Below are 18,976 nucleotides of genomic sequence, written 5' to 3' on the forward strand. Positions count from 1 at the left end.
GCTTGACATAGAGTGGTTTTTACCAATGCCCAGTTTGAGTTCTGAAAATGATTTATATGTTGGCTTCACATCTTGGGGGGATATGATTTTTGCAAATTCCTGGGACTGTTACAGGGTGGAGGTTGATGTGAAATCAGGCCTAATAAAAAGTGTGCAGTTCACAAAATAATAATTTTACTAAATGATGTTAACTTTGCCACGTGGCAAACACCCAACGATATTTTATTGAACTGGCTTATGATGGTACCAATTACCATGGCTGGCAGGTGCAGCCAAACGCCGTAACCGTGCAGGAGTTGCTTGATAAAGCACTTACAACACTACTGCGGCAACCCATTGAAACCACAGGCTGCGGCCGTACAGACACCGGTGTGCATGCCAAAGATTTTTTTGTGCACCTGGATGTAACCTCCGCTGGCGATAAACAGATACTTATTGACAAACGGGGACTAAACGCACTACTTCCGTATGATATTGCCGTTAAGCAGATCATCCCTGTTCATCCCGAAGCGCATGCCAGGTTTGACGCCACGCTACGTTCGTACGAGTACCATATCCACTTTGAGAAAAATCCATTTTTAAACGGATACTCGTGGCTGTTACGCGATAAACCTGATTTGCGATTGATGAACCGGGCGGCGGCAATAGTCATGGAATACACAGATTTTAGCTGTTTCAGTAAAAGTAATACGCAGGTTAAGACCAATAATTGTAAAATTGCAAAAGCGGAATGGATAGAGACCGAAAATGGCATAGTTTTTCACATCTCAGCCGATAGGTTTCTGCGTAACATGGTACGCGCCATAGTAGGCACGCTGCTAATGGTAGGCCGGGGGGAAATGCAGCCCGAAGAGATCCGCCAAATAATTGAAAGTAAAAACCGCAGCAACGCTGGTATGAGTGTACCCGCCTGCGGCTTGTATTTAACAGAAATAAAGTATCCTTACCCCCTAACCCCTGAAGGGGGAATAAGATTTGATTGAATCAATGGCGAAAAATATAAAAGATAGTAAGTCAAAGGTACCCCCTTTAGGGGGCGGAGGGGGCGTAGTTACAGGTAAGGCGCTCGACTGGAAATTACTGGGCAGGGTTATGCACTATGTGAAGCCTTACAACAGGACCTTTGTGATAGCTGCATTCCTGACTATCTTCCTGGCGGCCATTGCTGTTGTACAACCCATCCTGATCCAGAGGACGCTTGATGTAAACATTTTGGGGAATGATTATAACGGATTAGTGTTTATGGTAGGGCTGATGGTAGGCCAGCTGGTTATACAAACCATAGCGCAGTATTACCAAACTTATTTAACAAATGCGCTTGGCCAGTCGGTTATTCGCGATCTGCGTAAAGATGTTTTTAACCATATCACCAGCCTGCGTTTAAAATATTTCGACCGTACACCTATCGGGATGCTCATTACCCGTACGGTATCTGACCTGGAAACCATCGCCGATATTTTTTCGGAAGGATTGATCTCCATTATGGGCGACCTATTGCTGGTAATTGCCGTTATAGGCATTATGTTATGGCAGGATTGGAAGTTGGCGCTGATTACCCTGATACCTATGCCTTTGCTTTTTGCATCAACCTATGTGTTTAAAGAGGCTATCAAATCATCCTTCCAGGAAGTGCGTACGCAGGTAGCGCAGTTGAATACCTTTTTGGCAGAGCATATCAGTGGTATCAGCATCATTCAATACTTTGCCCGCGAAGAACAGGAGATGCGCAAGTTCCGTTCGGTAAATATGAAGTATCGCGATGCCAACATTCGCTCTAACTGGTACTACTCTATCTTTTTCCCGGTGGTAGAGATATTGTTTGCCATTTGTATGGCCCTGCTGGTTTGGTATGGCTGTAAACGTATCCTGAACGATCAGCAACTGCATGCTATTTCGGCTTCGCCAAATGGCATTACGCCGGGTGTTATTACCGGCTTTATTGTGCTGTTGAATATGCTGTTTCGGCCTATACGCCAGCTGGCTGATAAATTTAATACCCTGCAAATGGGTATGGTTGGTGCCGACAGGATATTTAGGGTGTTGGATACCGATGAGGTTGCAACCGACGACGGTACACTTGCTCCGGCGGTTTTACAAGGCGAAATTGAATTTAACAACGTTTGGTTTGCCTATAACGATGAGAACTGGGTACTAAAAGATATTAACTTCCACATTAAACCCGGCGAAACATTGGCACTGGTTGGCGCAACCGGCGCGGGTAAGTCATCAACCATCAACATCCTTAACCGCTTTTATGATATTGGCCGTGGCGAGGTAAAGGTTGACGGGCACGACATCCGCGAGTATAAAGTAGATTACCTGCGTTCAAAAATTGCGACGGTTATACAGGATGTGTTTTTGTTTACCGATACCATCGGCAACAATATCAGCCTGAATAACGAGGATATTACCCGGGAAGAAATTATCGCGGCAGCAAAAGATGTGGGTGCGCATGAATTTATTGAACGCCTGCCAGGTGGATATGATTATAACGTAATGGAGCGCGGCGCGACGCTTTCGGCAGGGCAGGCACAATTGATCTCGTTTATCCGTGCGTTGGTTTACAACCCCGCTATACTGGTGTTGGACGAAGCTACCTCATCGGTAGATACCGAAACGGAACTGCTGATACAAAATGCCATCAATAAACTTATGCAGGGCCGTACGGCTATTGTTATTGCCCACCGTTTATCAACCATACAAAACGCCAACAAGATTATTGTGCTTGACCATGGCGAGATCAAAGAAATGGGCACCCACCAGGAACTACTGCGTATTGACGGTGGCTACTACCGCAAATTGTACGACCTGCAATTCAATTCAGCCGGGATAGCCAAGCCGCTGGAATAATTTATTTTGACTCCAATCGGCGTGCGTCATCATCAGATGCATCGGGCTGATTTTGCTTTGGCGGATTTTTTACAGGATTTACCGGTTGCTCTTCCTTTTCATACTTTTTAGCTACATTTTGCTGATGCGGTTCATCGGCGCCATATTGCTTATCTTCTTTCTTTACTACGCTTTTGTGTCCTTCGTCAGCAGGCCTGTTGGTAGGTGTGTCTGACGGTGAAGGTTTATCGTGGTTGTTTGCAGGTGTTGTCATGATAGAATAACAGGTGGGCGCGTGATTTGTTTCTTGTCGAGCCTAGTGCTTAAACCCGCGCGTCATTGCTTCGTGCCTCGCAATGACGGTTTGGTACTTAGGCGTTAATTATTGTTAATTATCCGCTATAAACTTTTACCTTTAGAGCAGGTTTGTTAATTTCGCAAACTATAAGAATAGGATCTGAGTTTCAAATCTCATATCCAACATCTCATATCTATACAAAGCATGGAAGAATTTGAAGCAAGCTCATCGGCAAAAAAAACAAAAACGATATACATATCTACCGTTTTTGGCATTGCCATGGTTTTATTGATGATAGGGTTGCTTGGGCTGATATTGGTACACGCCAATAACCTGTCGCGCTACGTTAAAGAAAATATCGTGCTGAACATCTTTATGGATGATTCGGCACACGAAACCGATGTACTGCAACTGCAAAAACAACTGGATGCCAACCCTATGGTAAAGCAAACCCAGTATGTAAGTAAAGAGCTTGCCGCCCGTAACCTGCAAAAAGACCTGGGCGAGGATTTTGTAAAATTCCTGGGCTATAATCCGTTATCGCAATCGCTGGATATTTACCTGAAAGCTGATTACGCTAACAATGCCGGTATAGATAAATTTAAAGCGCAACTGCTTAAAAATCCATTGGTAAAAGAGGTAAAATATCAGCAATCGCTGGTTGATCAGATGAACTCTAACCTTACATCTATCAGCTTGATCATATTGGCTTTCGCAGGCATCTTTGTAATATTATCCGTAGCACTGATCAACAACACCATCAGGTTAGCTATCTATTCACAACGTTTCCTGATCAAATCAATGCAACTGGTAGGTGCTACAAAAGGGTTTATTCGTAAGCCGTTTTTGCTTTACGGCATCTGGCATGGTTTGTTAGGCGCTTTAATATCTATTGTAATATTGATAGGTACGCTGTTCCTGGCTAATAAACAAATTCCTGATTTGGTTATCCTGCAAAGCCCTGCTGAGTTTGGTATGGTGTTTTTAGGTATTGTGATACTGGGGATCTTTATATCGGCCTTTAGCACATTCCTGGCAGTTAATAAATTTTTACGCTTAAAAATATACGATCTGTATAGATAGTTAACTGGTTCATTAGTTTATTTGTAGCTAATCAATCACTAACTCATTAATTCAAAAAATCACTAATTAAAGATATGGCACTGCAACAAACAAAAACAGCTGCAAGCAAAACACAAACGCCGGTAAGCAATCCAACCACTCCCGGTCAATTTATATTCAGCAAAGATAACTACATGTGGCTGATCATCAGCATAGCTGTGGTTGCCTTTGGCTTTGTATTGATGAGCGGTACTACCGATATTTATAGCACAACCAAAATTGTTATTGCACCAATTGTGGTATTAGCAGGTTTCGGCCTTGGTTTTTATGCTATTTTAAAAAAGCCGGCCGCTAAGTAATGAATATCATCCACGTAATTGTCCTTGCTATTATTGAGGGCATCACCGAGTTTTTGCCCGTTTCATCTACAGGGCACATGATCATTGCTTCTTCAGTAATGGGTATCCAAAGCGATGATTTTGTAAAACTTTTTACAGTTGCTATCCAGTTAGGCGCTATCCTGTCGGTAGTAGTGTTATACTTCAAACGCTTCTTTCAAACCATTGGGTTTTACTATAAACTTTTTGTAGCCTTTATACCCGCCGCGGTGTTTGGTTTGTTGTTTAGTAAAAAAATAGACGCTTTATTAGAAAGTGCTTTAACAGTAGGTATTACCCTTTTTATAGGTGGTATTATTCTGCTTTTTGTAGATAAATGGTTTAACAGGCCCGATGTTAAAGAAGAAAAAGAGATAAGCTATTTAACCGCCCTTAAGATCGGTTTCTTCCAGTGCTTATCTATGATACCAGGTACTTCCCGTTCGGCTGCTACAATAGTTGGTGGTATGAGCCAAAAGCTTAGCCGCAAGGCAGCTGCCGAGTTTTCTTTCTTTTTGGCCGTGCCTACCATGTTTGCCGCTACCTGTAAAAAATTGTACGATTTTTATAAAGAAGGCCACGTCTTTACCGGCGAAGAAATTAAACTTTTGGCTATCGGTAACGTAATAGCATTTATTGTAGCCCTGCTGGCTATTAAAACATTCATCACATTTTTAGAGCGCCGCGGTTTTCAGCTTTTTGGCTGGTACCGTATTTTGGTAGGCGGGGTAATAATTATCCTTTACCTAAGCGGCCATAATTTACAAGTGATATAAAACCGGGATTAAACGGGTTTTAAGGGTTATCAGATTTGATTCGGATATAATCCTGTAATCAGGTAGATCACCTTAATCAAGGTTCAAACAAATGAGTACTTCCTTTTCATCCATACAAGATTTTGCAGACGGCCAACTCCTCCTCATCAATAAACCCTACAAATGGACAAGCTTTGATGTTGTAGGTAAGCTGCGCAACTCCTTTAAGCCTCTAAAGCTTAAGGTAGGTCATGCAGGTACGCTCGACCCATTGGCTACAGGCCTGCTTGTCATCTGCACCGGTAAAATGACCAAGCAGATAGATACCTTCCAGGCCGAGGACAAGGAATATACCGGTACCATGGTGCTGGGTGCAACCACCACCACTTACGATTTGGAAAGCGAACCGGAGACCAGATTTGATGTTAGCCACTTAACCGACGAACAAATAAAAGCTGCCTGCGCACAATTTACCGGTGAGATACAACAATACCCGCCCGCGCACTCGGCCATAAAAATTGATGGCGAGCGCCTGTACGAAAAAGCCCGCCGCGGCGAAGAAGTTGAGCTGCGCCTGCGTAACGTCACCATATCCGAATTTGAGATAACCCGTATTGAACTGCCTGAAGTTGATTTTAGAGTGGTTTGCAGCAAGGGTACGTACATCCGTTCGTTGGTAAATGATTTTGGTGCGGCGTTAAATAATGGCGCGTATATGTCGGCCTTAAGGCGTACACGCAGCGGAAATTATCGTATAGAAGATGCCCACGAAATATTGGAGCTGGTAAATACCATCCGCGATTTAAAGGCAAGCGAACTACCTGGTACAGCAGTATAAATTTTACACTTCAACAAACAAAAAGCTGCTTAGTCCTTTTACCTTTGTGCCGGCACAATGAAGATCTATAATCATATTGACGAATTTAAAGCGGTTAAAAACGCCGTGGTTACCATTGGTACATTTGATGGTGTGCATATAGGTCACCGCAAAATTATATCGCGCATTAAAGAACTGGCAGCAGCTACAGGCGGCCAAACGGTTATCCTTACCTTCTTCCCGCATCCGCGCATGATACTGCACCCCGAGGATGAAAGCCTTAAACTCATTAATACCATTAACGAAAAGGCCGAACTTCTGGAGCAATTAGGTGTGGATCATTTGATCATCACTCCATTTTCGCGCGATTTTTCAAACCAAACTGCCGAGGGTTACATCCGCGATGTACTGGTAAATAAGATAGGTACCAAAACCATTGTAATAGGTTACGACCACCGCTTTGGTAAGGACAGGCAGGGTGGCCTGCAAGATCTGCTAACCTTGGCACCGCAGTATAACTTCGAGGTAGTAGAGATTCCCGAACAGGATATAAACGATGTAGCGATCAGCTCTACCCGTATCCGTACGGCATTGCTTGAAAACAATATCAACATCGCTAACGAATGCCTTGGCTATCCGTTCTTCATTACAGGTAAGGTTATCCGTGGCGATCAGTTGGGCCGCGAGCTGGGTTACCCAACAGCCAACTTACTGATTGAGGAAAGTTATAAACTGATACCTGCCGATGGTATTTTCGCGGTTAAAGTTAAAGTGGCCGGTAAGGAATATACCGGCATGGCCTACATTGGCCACCGCCCCACCGTTAACGGCATGACGCGTAACATCGAGGTAAATATCTTTGATTTCAGCACCGAGATCTACAACCAGCAACTCCGTATGGAATTCCTGCACTTTGTGCGCGGCGACATCAAATTCTCATCGCTTAAAGAACTGGTAATACAATTGGGTAAAGATAAAGAAGACGTGCAGGCCCTGTTGATATTAAACGGACCGCAGTTTAATACGTAGTTTTCACTTCATTTTCATAAACAAAGCCTAGTTTCCCTTTTATTTATTGCGCATTAAGTTTTAATTAAGATTGTTACTTTTAACTTATTCCCATAAATTCGTACGTACAGAGATATGGCTAAACTAAACATCGATAAGCAGGAAAGCGATTTCCTGAATAGTACTATATCTCATTGGGAGAAACACCATCTTGTAGACGCGAAACAGGCCGAAGCGTTACGAAACTCGTACGAGGTAAAAGGGTTCGACTGGATGCGCTTGGCCAAGTACAGCATTTGGGTAGCGCTGTTTTGCGGGGCTATAGCTATCGGTTCGCTCATAGTTGATGATGCCGTTATTAACTGGATAAAAAACCTGTACGATACGCCCGATATTGTGATCAGCATCTTGTCGGCAGTTACCGCTGTTGGGCTGTTTTACCTGGGCCGCAAACGCGAAAAGCAATACCCCGAAAAAGTTTTCAGTAACGAGGCTACTATATTTTTAGGTGTGTTTTTTACCGCCAGTTGCATTGCCTACCTGGGTAAAACATTTGATAATGGCTCGGGGCATTATTCCATCCTGTTCCTGGTATCGGTATTTGTATATGGTTTTTTGGCCTACCGCATGGGCTCGCGTTTGATATGGCTGTTCGCACTTGTATCGCTGGGCAGTTGGTTCGGTACCGAAACGGGGTATCAAACCAACTGGGCTTTATATTTTTTAGGGATGAACTACCCGCTTCGCTTTGTGCTGTTCGGGTTAATACTGGTTAGCACATGCCACTTATTGAAAGGAAAAAAATGGTTCGCCTACTTTTGGGAGCTTACCTATGTAGTTGGTATGCTGTACCTGTTTATGTCGCTTTGGTTGTTAAGCATATTTGGTAACTATGGCAGTTTGGATATGTGGTGGCAAATTAAACAGATCAGCCTGTTTTACTGGGGTATTATATCGGCAGTGGTTGCCGGGGCATTTATGCTGTATGGCTTAAAATTTAAAGATGTAATAGCCCGCGAGTTTGGTATCACCTTTCTTATCATATTCTTATACACCAAATATTTCGAATACTTTTGGGATCATACCAATAAAACGCTTTTCTTCGCCATCCTTGCTCTGTCGTTTTGGCTAATAGGCCGCAAGGCAGAGAAAATCTGGAATATCAATACAGAAACCGAATCTCTGCCTGAGAATAACTAATGCTTTTTAGTTGTCATGCTGAGGATCTATCGGCGAATAGGGGCTTCACTCAGCATAACAAATTTCGCCTTTGTTGGTGTTGTCACCAATAAATTACCGGTGCTTAAAAAATATCAGGTACACCTGCTTAACTACATGGTAAGCCGCAAAAGCAAAAAACAGAATGGCTATACTAATGTCAATAACGCGTCCACTCAGCTCAAATTTCCGTTGCAGGTATTTGGCAAATTTGGCATATAAAAACAGGGCGATAAAAGCACCTGCTGCCGAACCAATGCTGAATATAATTAGAGCTAACCTGCCATCTGCTATCCATTCGTGTGTGATCAGGTAAGTTCCGGTAACCATCCAAAAGGGGATCTGCATCGGGTTAAGGAAGCCAAGTAGAATGCCGTATTTAATACTGGCGTGGTTACTATAAGTAGTTTTGGGCGGTTTATTGCGGTTTAACCAGGTAATAGTGCCCAGAGTACCAAACAGCACAACCATTATCCAGTCGATGATGGTATCCAGCCTAACCTCTTCAGAGAGCCATTTGGCACCCTGCATCACCACATAGGTAAAAAAGAATTCAACGCAGCTAAACGCGATAATAAATTGCAGTGCCTGTTTAATACCACGGTTTATAGTGATCTGTACTAAAGTAAGATTAATGTTACCGGGGGGGATGTACCCTATAAAATTGGCTATTACCCCGATAAAAAAGGTTAGGAATATCATCGGTGTAAAGATAATATTTAAAGGGTAAAGTATGAAAGTTAAGATTGTGACGGTACCTGCGAGTCGTGCTTTTAAAAACGGCGTCGGGCAATCCAGATAGTCAAAGTGTGCAAAGTATCAAACGCGGGTAAAGGCCTGACAGAAAAGCGGGCCAAAAGGTAAACGCCTGTGGGGAGAAGCTTTTTTCTGTCTTGATCTTTTGGTTTACTTTTCTATCAAGAGAAAAGTAACAGCCCTTCCGCGGCAATTGAGCGGGTGGATTATCATAGTGGTAAACTAAGCAAGAGAGATGCGGATGGATTTGCTGGCATGACGGGAAACGCGAAGTATCGCGTCTCTACCGGGTATGGCGATTTATGAGCGGTGATACTTCGCATCATTGACAAAATTGCCTCTATATTTCGCATATTTGCACTCAATATGTCTGCTCATAAAATAGTGTCATTATTACCCGCAGCAACCGAGATGGTTTGTGCATTAGGATTAGAAGGTAACCTTGTTGGCCGCTCGCACGAGTGCGATTACCCCGAAAGTGTAAAAAACTTACCGGTATGTTCTGAAGCCAACTTTCCTGATGGTTTAAGCAGCGCCGATATTGATGTAAAGGTAAAAGAGATCCTGGCCGAAGCCTTGTCGGTTTATACCGTAAAGCGCGATGTGATCAAAGAACTGTCGCCCGATGTGGTAATTACTCAGGCGCAATGTGATGTTTGCGCTGTATCGTTACCCGAGGTAGAGCAGGCGCTGGAAAGCTATCTGGACAAGCAGGTAAAGATCATCTCATTGCAACCCAATAGCGTTGATGGTATATTTACAGATATAGCTACCGTTGCCAAAGCTTTAAATGTGGAAGTAGCGGGTGAGCGTTTGCTGGAAGACCTAAACGAACGCGTCGACATTATCCGCCATAAGCTAAAGTTTATGGAGAACAAGCCAACTATTGCCTGTATAGAATGGCTTGAGCCTATGATGATATCGGGCAACTGGATCCCCGAACTGGTAAGCATTGCAGGTGGTACCCCTATATTGGCGCAGGCTGGTAAACATTCCCCGTATGTAAGCTGGGATAACATCCGCGACAGCGACCCCGAAATTATCCTGCTGATGCCTTGCGGCTTTTCTATAGAACGCACGATGCGCGAGATAAACCTCCTGTTAGAGCAACCCGGCTTTAACGAGCTAAAAGCTGTGAAAAATAACCGCATTTATATTGCCGATGGCAACCAATACTTTAACCGCCCCGGCCCAAGGATAGTAGACTCGGTAGAGATATTGGCCGAGATCATCCATCCCAAGCAATTTGCATTTGGCTACGAAGGTGACGGTTGGATAAAATTCTCACTTTAAAAAATATTTTAAAAAGTATTTCTACATTTTAAATTTATTATATTTACGGTACGTTAGATTTTTATCTGATGCAGAGACGCGAAAAGTTTTAAGTGATATTCAAAAGGAATGTCATGGTGAGCTTGTCGAACCATTTACCGATATTGTATACCGTTTAGTTTTCGACAGGCTTAAACCGATAAAGTATTTTTGCGTCTTTGCGAGAAATATAAACCAATAAACAAACCTAAATATAAACCAATGCGCCGTTTCTTTTCCCTATTGTTATTTGTTGCAGTTAATATAAAAGCTGTAGCTGTAATGGCCGATGCGCCAACTTTTGATATTAAAGACCTGCACCTGAGCTGGGAGGTGATTGACAACAACTATCAGAACAAACATGAAGCACTTACCTCTTTAACCATCACTAACAAGGGAAAACAAACTTTACCTGCCGGTGGCTGGAAGATCTACTTTAACTCATCGCGTAATTTTATTGCTGATGCAGTTAGCGGTAACGCCAAAGTATTACAGGTAAACGGCGATTTATACAGCATCACCCCCAACGATAAATTCAAAGAAATAAAACCCGGCGAAAGTTTGCGTATCGACTACCTGTGCGAGGATATTGTGGTAAACTTTACCGATGCCATTGAAGGCCCTTATTTTGTATGGGATGCCGAACCTACTAAAGGTTACTGGCCCGGCGATTTTACCATCAAACCCTTTAACCCAACCTACCAGGGTTTAATTACACCCGAGATATTGTATAATCAGAACAAGATCATCCGGGATATCCCTGCATCGCAACTGCAAAAAATTATCCCAACACCGGTTAGCTACACAGAAAATGCAGGTAATTTTGTAATTACCAATGCAGTAAGCATTATAAGCGACCCGTTATTTGCTAAAGAGAAAGCCTACTTTATAACCGGTATCGAAAAACTTTTAGGCAGTAAATTAAAAGGTACATCAACCAATAAAAAGATCATTTTTAAGAAGGATGATACACTGGGTGCGGAAGCTTATACACTTAATGTAACCCCAAATGATATGACCATTACAGCATCAACCCCTGCGGGATTGTTCTATGGTATCCAATCTTTTAAAACTTCTATATCTGCCACGCCGTGGATGAAGGCGCAGGCCAGCATCCCGGTGCCCTGCATTAATGTAAAGGACGAACCTCGTTTCCCTTACCGCGCTGTAATGCTTGATGTTGCCCGCAATTTCCAGAGCAAACAACAGGTGCTTAAACTCATCAATTTGATGGCGGTTTATAAGCTGAATAACCTGCACCTGCACTTAACGGATGATGAGGGCTGGAGGATAGAGATACCGTCGTTACCTGAACTGACCGCTATAGGCTCAAAACGCGGCCATACATTGGATAGCAAAGCATTCCTACCGGCATCACATGGTTCTGGTCCCGATTTTGAAAATAAAGCCGGTACCGGCTTTTATACCAAAGCCGATTATATAGAGATACTGAAATATGCTACCGAACGCCACGTAACCGTAATGCCTGAGATAGAAACCCCCGGCCACGCCCGTGCCTCTATCAAAGCGATGGATGCCCGTTACGCCCGCTTACTTGCTGCAGGTGATAAAGCCGGTGCCGAACGTAACCTGCTGCGCGATATGAACGATAAATCCGACTACCGTTCGGTACAATACTGGAATGATAACGTGATTGATGTATCCATGCCATCAACCTATAACTATATTGAAACCGTAGTTGGCGATCTGGTAAACATCTACAAAGAAGCTGGTGCGCCGCTGCCTGCTATCCATTTTGGTGGAGATGAGGTGCCTGCACATGTTTGGGAGCAATCGCCGGCTTATTTGGCTTTAAAAGCCAGCAACCCCGACATCCAAAACACCGGCGACCTGTGGTATTACTTTTACGGCAGGGTGAATGATATCCTGAAGAAACGCAACATTCGTTTAGCCGGATGGGAGGAAATGGCCCTGCGCAAAACGCTGGTGGATGGGCAAAATACCTATGTGCCAAACCCACAGTTTTTGGGAGAAAAGATGCAGGTTGATGTATGGAACAACGTACTTGGCGACGGGCAGGAAGATTTGGCCTATAAACTGGCAAACGGCGGTTATAAAACGGTGCTTACCTGTGTAACCAACCTGTATTTTGATATGGCGAACTATAAATCGTACGATGAGCCCGGGTACTATTGGGGAGCGTTTTTGGGTATAGATAAGTTCTTCTCATTTATCCCTTACGATTACTTCAAAAATGCCGACGTGGATAAGAACGGTCGTCCGGTAAACCGTAACCTGTTTGTGGGCAAACAACGCCTTACCGATTATGGTAAAACCAACATCATTGGCCTGCAGGGCGCACTTTGGGCAGAAACGGTAAAAACACCCGAGCGCATGGATTACATGATCTTCCCTAAGTTGATCGGTTTGGCAGAGCGTGCGTGGGCAAAAGACCCGTCATGGGCCACAGAACGCGATACCACAAAAGCCCGTGAATTATACAATGCCGACTGGAGCAAATTCCTGAATATATTAGGTAAGCGCGAGCTGCCAAGATTAGCCTACTACAACGGCGGCTACAACTTTCGTATCCCAAAACCGGGTGTGATATTAGAGGATGGCAAATACAAAAGCAATATTCAGTTCCCTGGGATGGTTATCCGTTACACAACAAACGGCAAAGAACCTGATGCCAACAGCCCGGTTTATGAAAAACCTATCCCGGCAAACGGCATTATTAAGTTCCGCGCGTTTGATGCCAAAGGGCGTGGCGGTAATGTAGCCGAAGTGCAGAATAAACAGGAACCGGCGTTGTAAACTAAACCCTATACCAACGCGTCACTGCGACCGATAGCGTGGCAATCTTTGATAGAAAGTAGGCGACATGCATGTCGAGGATTGCCACGTCGCTACGCTTCCCGCAATGACGTGGCGAAGAAGTTACATATTCACATTCACCCCCAAAAAGTAATTGCGTAGTGGTGCGGGGTTAAAGTACCGTGTGCCAACAGCATTCAAATCATTACCGAGGCTGTATTGTTGGTTAAGCAGGTTATCTGCCCCGGCGTAAAGCTCAAAACGGGTTTTACGGCTGATGGCATGTTGCCAGGAAGCCTTGGCTTGCAGCAGGTTATACTTAGCCGCATAAATGCTATTGGCATCATTAAGCGGGATGCTTGAGGTGTAGTTATGCTGCACAAATAATGACAATGATGCAGGCAGGTTAAGCAGTACGGATGATACCGCAACCTCGCGTGGTACACCTGTTAAGCGATTGCCCGAATAATTTGCTCCCGACGCATTGTAATCACTAAACTTAAACCGGCTTAAGGTTAGCCCCGTGTTTAGCTGGATGCCACGGATAAAATTTATAGTGTTAGGCCTAACAACCCATCCCGATGCGGCAATTTCAATTCCCGGTTGATTGGTGCCTCCGGCATTAATGTAATATTCTTTCTCGTTGGCATCTAACTGGCGCACAATGGCATTTTTTAGCTTGTAGTAAAATATCGAGGCATCCAGTATAAATAGCTGCTCCTTATCCCGCAAGCGGAACCCTGTTTCATAATTCCAGCCCAGCTGTGCCTGCAGGCCGGTGTTGATGATATTGTTGGTTGGCCTAACCTCGGCAGTTGTTGGTGTAGAATACCCGCGACTAACCGACGCCCGCCAGATAAAATTGTTAGTGAGTTGGTAGGATAGCGCCAGCCTTGGCATCACCACTGCATCAAACCTGCGGTTGGTAAAATCAGCCTCGTTCAATGGGGCCAGGTTACGGAATTTATACCCATAGTAGTTTAGGCTGGCTGCTGCTTCAATATGCAAACGCTTAAAAATATCCGCCGCGTAACGAGCGAAGAAAAAGTGCTGCCCGGTGTTTACCTTATCTATTTTTTGAATGTTGCCCTTTTCGCCTGCGTTGTTATCATAGTTACTGATCTGCGAATTGGTTTGCTGCCATTCCATACCCATATTCAATTTCCAGTCGAAGTTTTCCTTTGGGATAGCCGCCAGTTCAAAGTAGGTGCGTATGCCGTAGGTGTTTTCATCGCGCTGCTCGTAATTGGTAATAAATGGATTGGCAAAATCTACATGGCTGCCAAAAATGGCCAGTACGTTGCGGATACGGTCGGTAAGCTGCGCATCATTCACTAGGCCACCCAAAAGCATTTTGGTGTTAATGCGGATCTTTTGATCTATAGCGCCGGGCAAGGTAGCTGTGGGCAGCCTTGCACTGCGCGGGTTGGCCTGCATTTGCGCCAGGGTTAGGCCGCCAGGTGTTTGATAATCAAGGTCGGAGTACAACACCAGCGCGCGCAATTCGCTGTTTTGGGCATATTGGTAAGCATCGCCGGCTTGAAAATAGTTGCGGTGCATGCGGCTGTTTTGGCGATAACCATCATACGTTTGGTACGATTGGTTAAAATTAAAGCGGTTTTTAGCCCCGGTGTTTTGTAAGGAAACCTTCTCATGAAACAAACCATACGAGCCACCATTTATCCCTGCCGAAAGGTAATTACTATCGGTACGGTTAACGGGGCTTAACAAAACTACCCCGCCCGAATTTGCCCCGAACAGGCTTCCATCCGGCCCTTTTAGGATTTCAATATGGCGAATGTTACTGATATCGACTGCATTTAAATAAGTATTGCCCCCTGCATCAGTAAGCGGGATTTCGTCAAAATAAATTTTAACATCCCTCACTCCAAACGGCGAGCGCAGCAAACTCCCCCTGATGGATAAACGGTAGCTGCCCGGCGAACGCTCTTCTGCCCGTACACCCGGCACTGTATTTAAAGCACTCACAAACGAATTATCGGGCTGTTGCTTTAGTTGCGCAGCCCCCAATACACTTACTGAAGCAGGTACGCTCAGCACAGGTTGTTCTGACAGGTATGCTTTGATGGTAACAGGCTTTAGCTGGCGTACCGTATCTGTTTTAGCGGCAGGTTTATTTTGAGCTAAAACTGCCCCCGTTAGTATTAGCAGCGGGAACAGCACCAGGCAATGTTTATTCATAGATAAAACGAAACTAATAAAAATAGCCCGTTACATTGTAATGGGCTATGCTTGTTATCGAATAATTCCATTCCGTTTATTTAGCGCTTACGCGCCATATCCGGTTACTGGTATCATCAGCTACCAGCAACGAACCATCCTGGGCAACTGCTACGCCAACCGGACGCCCGTAAACCTCTTTCTTTTGGGCATTTGCAATAAAGCCGGTTAAAAAGTCTTCCATCTGTGGTGCGGGCTTGTTGTTAACAAATGGTACAAAACCAACTTTATACCCCGATAGCACCGACCTGTTCCATGAACCATGCTGGCCAATAAAGGCCCCGTTTATATACTTTGCAGGGAACTTTTTACCGTTGTAAAACACCAAGCCTAATGATGCGGTGTGAGGACCTAAAGACAGATCGGGTGTAATGGTTTTCTGCACAATATCGGGGCGTTTAACTTCCAGGCGCGGGTCTTCATGCTGGCCGAAGTAGGCCCATGGCCAGCCGTAAAAGCCACCGGGTTTAACGCTGGTTAGGTAATCGGGTACCAGGTCGTCGCCAAGGTTATCACGTTCGTTAACGGCGGCGTAAAGCACTCCTGTCCCCGGCTGAAAGTCTATCCCCGCAGGGTTACGCAAACCGCTTGCGTAAATTTTTTCTCCGCTGCCATCAGGGTTTATCTCTAATACATCGGCGCGGCGTTTTTCAACCTCCATGCCGTGCTCGGCAACGTTTGTGCCTGATCCAACAGCTATGTATATTTTGGTCCCGGCGGCATTTGCGCGAAGGTTGCGTGTCCAGTGGTTATTGTACCCGCCTGCGGGTAATGATAATATCATTTTGCCGGGAGTTGTTATTTGGGTTTGCCCGGGTTTATAATCGTATTTCCAAAGTCCATCGGTATTGGCAACGTAGAATGAGTTGCCCAGTATCAGCATACCATAGGGCTGGTTTAACCTGGTTAAAAATACACCGCGCATATCCGGTACGCCGTCGCCATTGGTATCGCGCAGTATGGTAATGCGGTTAGCGCTTTTCCCAAGGTTTTGTGAAGCTGCAACACCTATAATTTTTGCGCCGATCTTTTTAATGCCCTTAGTTTCGGTATTAGCTTCAGATACCAGGACGTCGCCGTTGGGGGCTATGTAAATATTGCGTGGGTTTTTTAGCGTGTCTGCAAACAGGTTAACCGTAAAACCGGGGGGCGCTATGGGCATTTTACCGGCCGGCCAGCCAATTACCTTGCAGTAATTACTCACTGCCTTGGTTTGGTATGGGGCGGGGAGCTTAACTTCTTGTTTTACATCTGTGTTAATATCGTCGGCTTTCGAGGCATCTGCCTTTTTTTGTTTGCAGCTTGCTGCCAGTAAGGTAATGCCTGCTATGTATGCTATATAAGTTTTCATTTTATTTTTTAGTTAAATAATTAACTTGTGATGATATGTTTTGTTTGTGAATGAAAATGGGTTAAAAATCTTTATTGCAAAGAATATAAAGCAATTATGTAGTAAAAAAATATATTTTTGATATAAGTCTGTATACCAGCGCGTAAATGCTAACCAAAAAATTAAAATTACTTTTACCGGTATTCATAATATTGCTTTCTGCAAGGGGGCTTGCGCAAAGCAGCCTGGGCGACCCTGTGCTGTATGAAGACTTTGGTTTTGGCACAAATTATACCCCGATTGGCCCACCGTTAGGTAGTAAATACACCACCATGCAAGCTGGCGGTAACGGTGGTCGCTGCCCAAATCCGGGTGCTTATTTAATTTTAAACAGTTCAGCCAATTGTTACGGTGATACTTTTAAAACCATAAACTTTGACCATAGCGGCACAAACCCTTTTGGGTATTTGATGATGGTGAACGGTGATGATAAACCTGTAGTTTACTATACCAATACAATAGATGCAGGAGTGTTTTGCGCAGGTGCAAAATATCAGTTTGCCGCTTACCTAAACAATATTAATACCGGGATGCCACGCCCGGACGGGTATGTTGATGCTGATGTGAGATTTACCGTTAAAACATCTAAAGGCGCAATTTTGGCTGATTATGTTACCGGCCCGCTTGACCCAAATGAGAGCTTTGCACAATATCATGTAGATTTTGTAGCGCCTAATGATGGTTCGGATGTGATAATTACGCTAAGCAATAATGCGCTAACAGGTACCGTAGGTAATGATTTTGCTATGGACGATATTACAGTTAAAGCTTATGGGCCGGTAATAGATGCCGGCATTGGCTCAACAACTGGCCCTACCACAATCCCTCAGTGCTTGGATGACGGGCCTAAAAAGTATATTTTAAAGTCATTCCCTCATAACTATACCACGCCCCAGTACCAATGGCAATCAAACTTTAATAAAAATGGTTGGGTTAATATGCCGGGTAAAACAGGCGCAAACCTTCCTTTGGATAACGAATTTTTAAACCCCGTTGTGGGTAAATATCAATATCGTGTCGGCGTTTTAAGTGCGCCGGGGGTATCATTAAATTGCCAAACATTTTCACTACCAATAACCATTGATGTTGTTAAAAACCCGAGTTTTAAATTGCCCGAAATAACATCTGTTTGTAAAGGCGAAATATTATCTATACATGCAGACGGGGGAACTGAATTTCATTGGACCTATCCGGATGGGCGCACTTCTGATGCTCATTTCTTAGACGTAAGTACCAGTGCATCAAAAAGCGACGAAGGGGTATATAAGGTTGTTATTTCGCAGGATGGCTGTTCATATCTCACGCAAACACAGGTTGTGGTGGGCGAACCATTAGTTATAAAAGTGGATGACGCCGCGCCTGTAATATGCGAGGGGCAGGCGGTTCAATTAGGTGTAAGCGGGGGGACTACATATAAGTGGACACCATCTATGGGCTTAGACCATGATGATATACCAAACCCAATGGCAAATCCAAAGGTTAATACCGAATATAACGTTTTAATAAGTAACGGGAGCTGCACCAAGCAACGAACGGTTACCGTAACTGTTTTAAAACTGCCTGTTGCCAATGCCGGGCCCGACAGAACTATGAAAGAGGAGGAGCCTATAACACTGCATGGTACAGTTGCTGGTACAAACGTTAATTATTTTTGGACACCAACCGATTACATGGACAATCCAACATCACTTACACCCCAAATTAATCCGCCTGATAATATAACTTATACCCTGCACGTACAATCGCCCGACAATTGCGGAATAGTAAGCGATGAGATGGAGGTAAGGGTATTTAAAAAACTTACAGTGCCATCAACTTTTACCCCTAATGGCGACGGCATAAATGATACCTGGCGCATTGACAAACTAATAACTTATCCCGAAAGTGTATTGACCATTTACACGCGCGATGGGCACGAAGTATTCAGGACCATAGGTGATGCCCGACAGTGGACCGGCATTTACCAGGGCAAGTCTTTGCCTTCAGGCGTTTATTATTACGTTATCGATCTTAAAAACGACTTGCCAAAACGGGCCGGCTGGGTAATGTTATTAAGATAATCACACCCGATACAATTTTTTAATTACTTAGGCGGCTAATTGTACAAAACACACCAATAGCCCGCAAAAAAGTATA

15 protein-coding genes are annotated in these 18,976 nt (G+C 44.2%); 11 read left to right on the forward strand and 4 right to left on the reverse strand.

Features of this window, described 5'->3' with window-relative positions:
• The first annotated feature begins 200 nt into the window (after window positions 1-200).
• Window positions 201-983 carry a tRNA pseudouridine(38-40) synthase TruA gene (gene truA / locus IDJ75_RS11780; protein WP_191175815.1) on the forward strand — a complete coding sequence of 261 codons (783 nt, stop codon included), beginning with the start codon at window positions 201-203 and terminating at the stop codon, window positions 981-983.
• 109 nt (window positions 984-1,092) lie between these two features.
• Window positions 1,093-2,850, forward strand: a complete 1,758-nt coding sequence (locus tag IDJ75_RS11785) for an ABC transporter ATP-binding protein (RefSeq protein WP_224746594.1) — start codon at window positions 1,093-1,095, stop codon at window positions 2,848-2,850.
• A 1-nt stretch (window position 2,851) separates the two neighbouring features.
• Here the strand turns inward: IDJ75_RS11785 and IDJ75_RS11790 are convergent, their stop codons facing one another.
• Window positions 2,852-3,103, reverse strand: a complete 252-nt coding sequence (locus IDJ75_RS11790) for a hypothetical protein (RefSeq protein ID WP_191175817.1) — start codon at window positions 3,101-3,103, stop codon at window positions 2,852-2,854.
• Window positions 3,104-3,331: 228 nt separating this feature from the next.
• On the opposite strand from IDJ75_RS11790, the gene IDJ75_RS11795 reads away from it, so the two are divergent.
• The 6 genes from IDJ75_RS11795 to IDJ75_RS11820 all read left to right on the forward strand — a co-directional run bounded on the left by IDJ75_RS11795 (window position 3,332) and on the right by IDJ75_RS11820 (window position 8,346).
• Window positions 3,332-4,210, forward strand: a complete 879-nt coding sequence (locus tag IDJ75_RS11795; protein ID WP_191175818.1) for a cell division protein FtsX — start codon at window positions 3,332-3,334, stop codon at window positions 4,208-4,210.
• A gap of 74 nt (window positions 4,211-4,284) precedes the next feature.
• Window positions 4,285-4,548 (forward strand): DUF3098 domain-containing protein, encoded by a 264-nt coding sequence (locus IDJ75_RS11800; RefSeq protein WP_191175819.1) that lies wholly within the window; start codon window positions 4,285-4,287, stop codon window positions 4,546-4,548.
• On the forward strand, window positions 4,548-5,342 hold the full coding sequence (locus IDJ75_RS11805) for an undecaprenyl-diphosphate phosphatase (RefSeq protein ID WP_191175820.1): 795 nt from the start codon (window positions 4,548-4,550) through the stop codon (window positions 5,340-5,342). The genes IDJ75_RS11800 and IDJ75_RS11805 overlap by 1 nt, the downstream gene beginning before the upstream one ends.
• Window positions 5,343-5,433: 91 nt before the next feature.
• A complete protein-coding gene (gene truB, locus IDJ75_RS11810; protein ID WP_191175821.1) occupies window positions 5,434-6,159 on the forward strand; it encodes a tRNA pseudouridine(55) synthase TruB in 726 nt (241 codons plus the stop codon).
• A 57-nt stretch (window positions 6,160-6,216) separates the two neighbouring features.
• On the forward strand, window positions 6,217-7,167 hold the full coding sequence (locus IDJ75_RS11815; protein ID WP_191175822.1) for a bifunctional riboflavin kinase/FAD synthetase: 951 nt from the start codon (window positions 6,217-6,219) through the stop codon (window positions 7,165-7,167).
• Between the two features lie 114 nt (window positions 7,168-7,281).
• A complete protein-coding gene (locus IDJ75_RS11820) occupies window positions 7,282-8,346 on the forward strand; it encodes a DUF2157 domain-containing protein (protein ID WP_191175823.1) in 1,065 nt (354 codons plus the stop codon).
• 93 nt (window positions 8,347-8,439) lie between these two features.
• Here the strand turns inward: IDJ75_RS11820 and IDJ75_RS11825 are convergent, their stop codons facing one another.
• Entirely contained in the window at window positions 8,440-9,066 is a 627-nt protein-coding gene (locus tag IDJ75_RS11825; RefSeq protein WP_191175824.1) for a LysE family translocator, read from the reverse strand.
• 420 nt (window positions 9,067-9,486) lie between these two features.
• On the opposite strand from IDJ75_RS11825, the gene IDJ75_RS11830 reads away from it, so the two are divergent.
• Both IDJ75_RS11830 and IDJ75_RS11835 read left to right on the forward strand, forming a co-directional pair.
• Entirely contained in the window at window positions 9,487-10,413 is a 927-nt protein-coding gene (locus IDJ75_RS11830; protein WP_191175825.1) for a cobalamin-binding protein, read from the forward strand.
• Window positions 10,414-10,653: 240 nt separating this feature from the next.
• Window positions 10,654-13,209 carry a family 20 glycosylhydrolase gene (locus IDJ75_RS11835; RefSeq protein ID WP_191175826.1) on the forward strand — a complete coding sequence of 852 codons (2,556 nt, stop codon included), beginning with the start codon at window positions 10,654-10,656 and terminating at the stop codon, window positions 13,207-13,209.
• Window positions 13,210-13,332: 123 nt separating this feature from the next.
• On the opposite strand, the gene IDJ75_RS11840 is transcribed toward IDJ75_RS11835, so the two are convergent.
• Window positions 13,333-15,411, reverse strand: a complete 2,079-nt coding sequence (locus IDJ75_RS11840; RefSeq protein WP_191175827.1) for a TonB-dependent receptor — start codon at window positions 15,409-15,411, stop codon at window positions 13,333-13,335.
• Window positions 15,412-15,487: 76 nt separating this feature from the next.
• Window positions 15,488-16,801 (reverse strand): PQQ-dependent sugar dehydrogenase, encoded by a 1,314-nt coding sequence (locus IDJ75_RS11845; RefSeq protein WP_191175828.1) that lies wholly within the window; start codon window positions 16,799-16,801, stop codon window positions 15,488-15,490.
• A gap of 146 nt (window positions 16,802-16,947) precedes the next feature.
• Between IDJ75_RS11845 and IDJ75_RS11850 the strand changes: the two genes are divergently transcribed.
• Window positions 16,948-18,900, forward strand: a complete 1,953-nt coding sequence (locus IDJ75_RS11850; RefSeq protein WP_191175829.1) for a gliding motility-associated C-terminal domain-containing protein — start codon at window positions 16,948-16,950, stop codon at window positions 18,898-18,900.
• The last annotated feature ends 76 nt before the right edge of the window (window positions 18,901-18,976 follow it).

The sequence above is a fragment of the Mucilaginibacter rigui genome (genome assembly GCF_014773275.1).
Taxonomy (GTDB): domain Bacteria; phylum Bacteroidota; class Bacteroidia; order Sphingobacteriales; family Sphingobacteriaceae; genus Mucilaginibacter; species Mucilaginibacter rigui_A.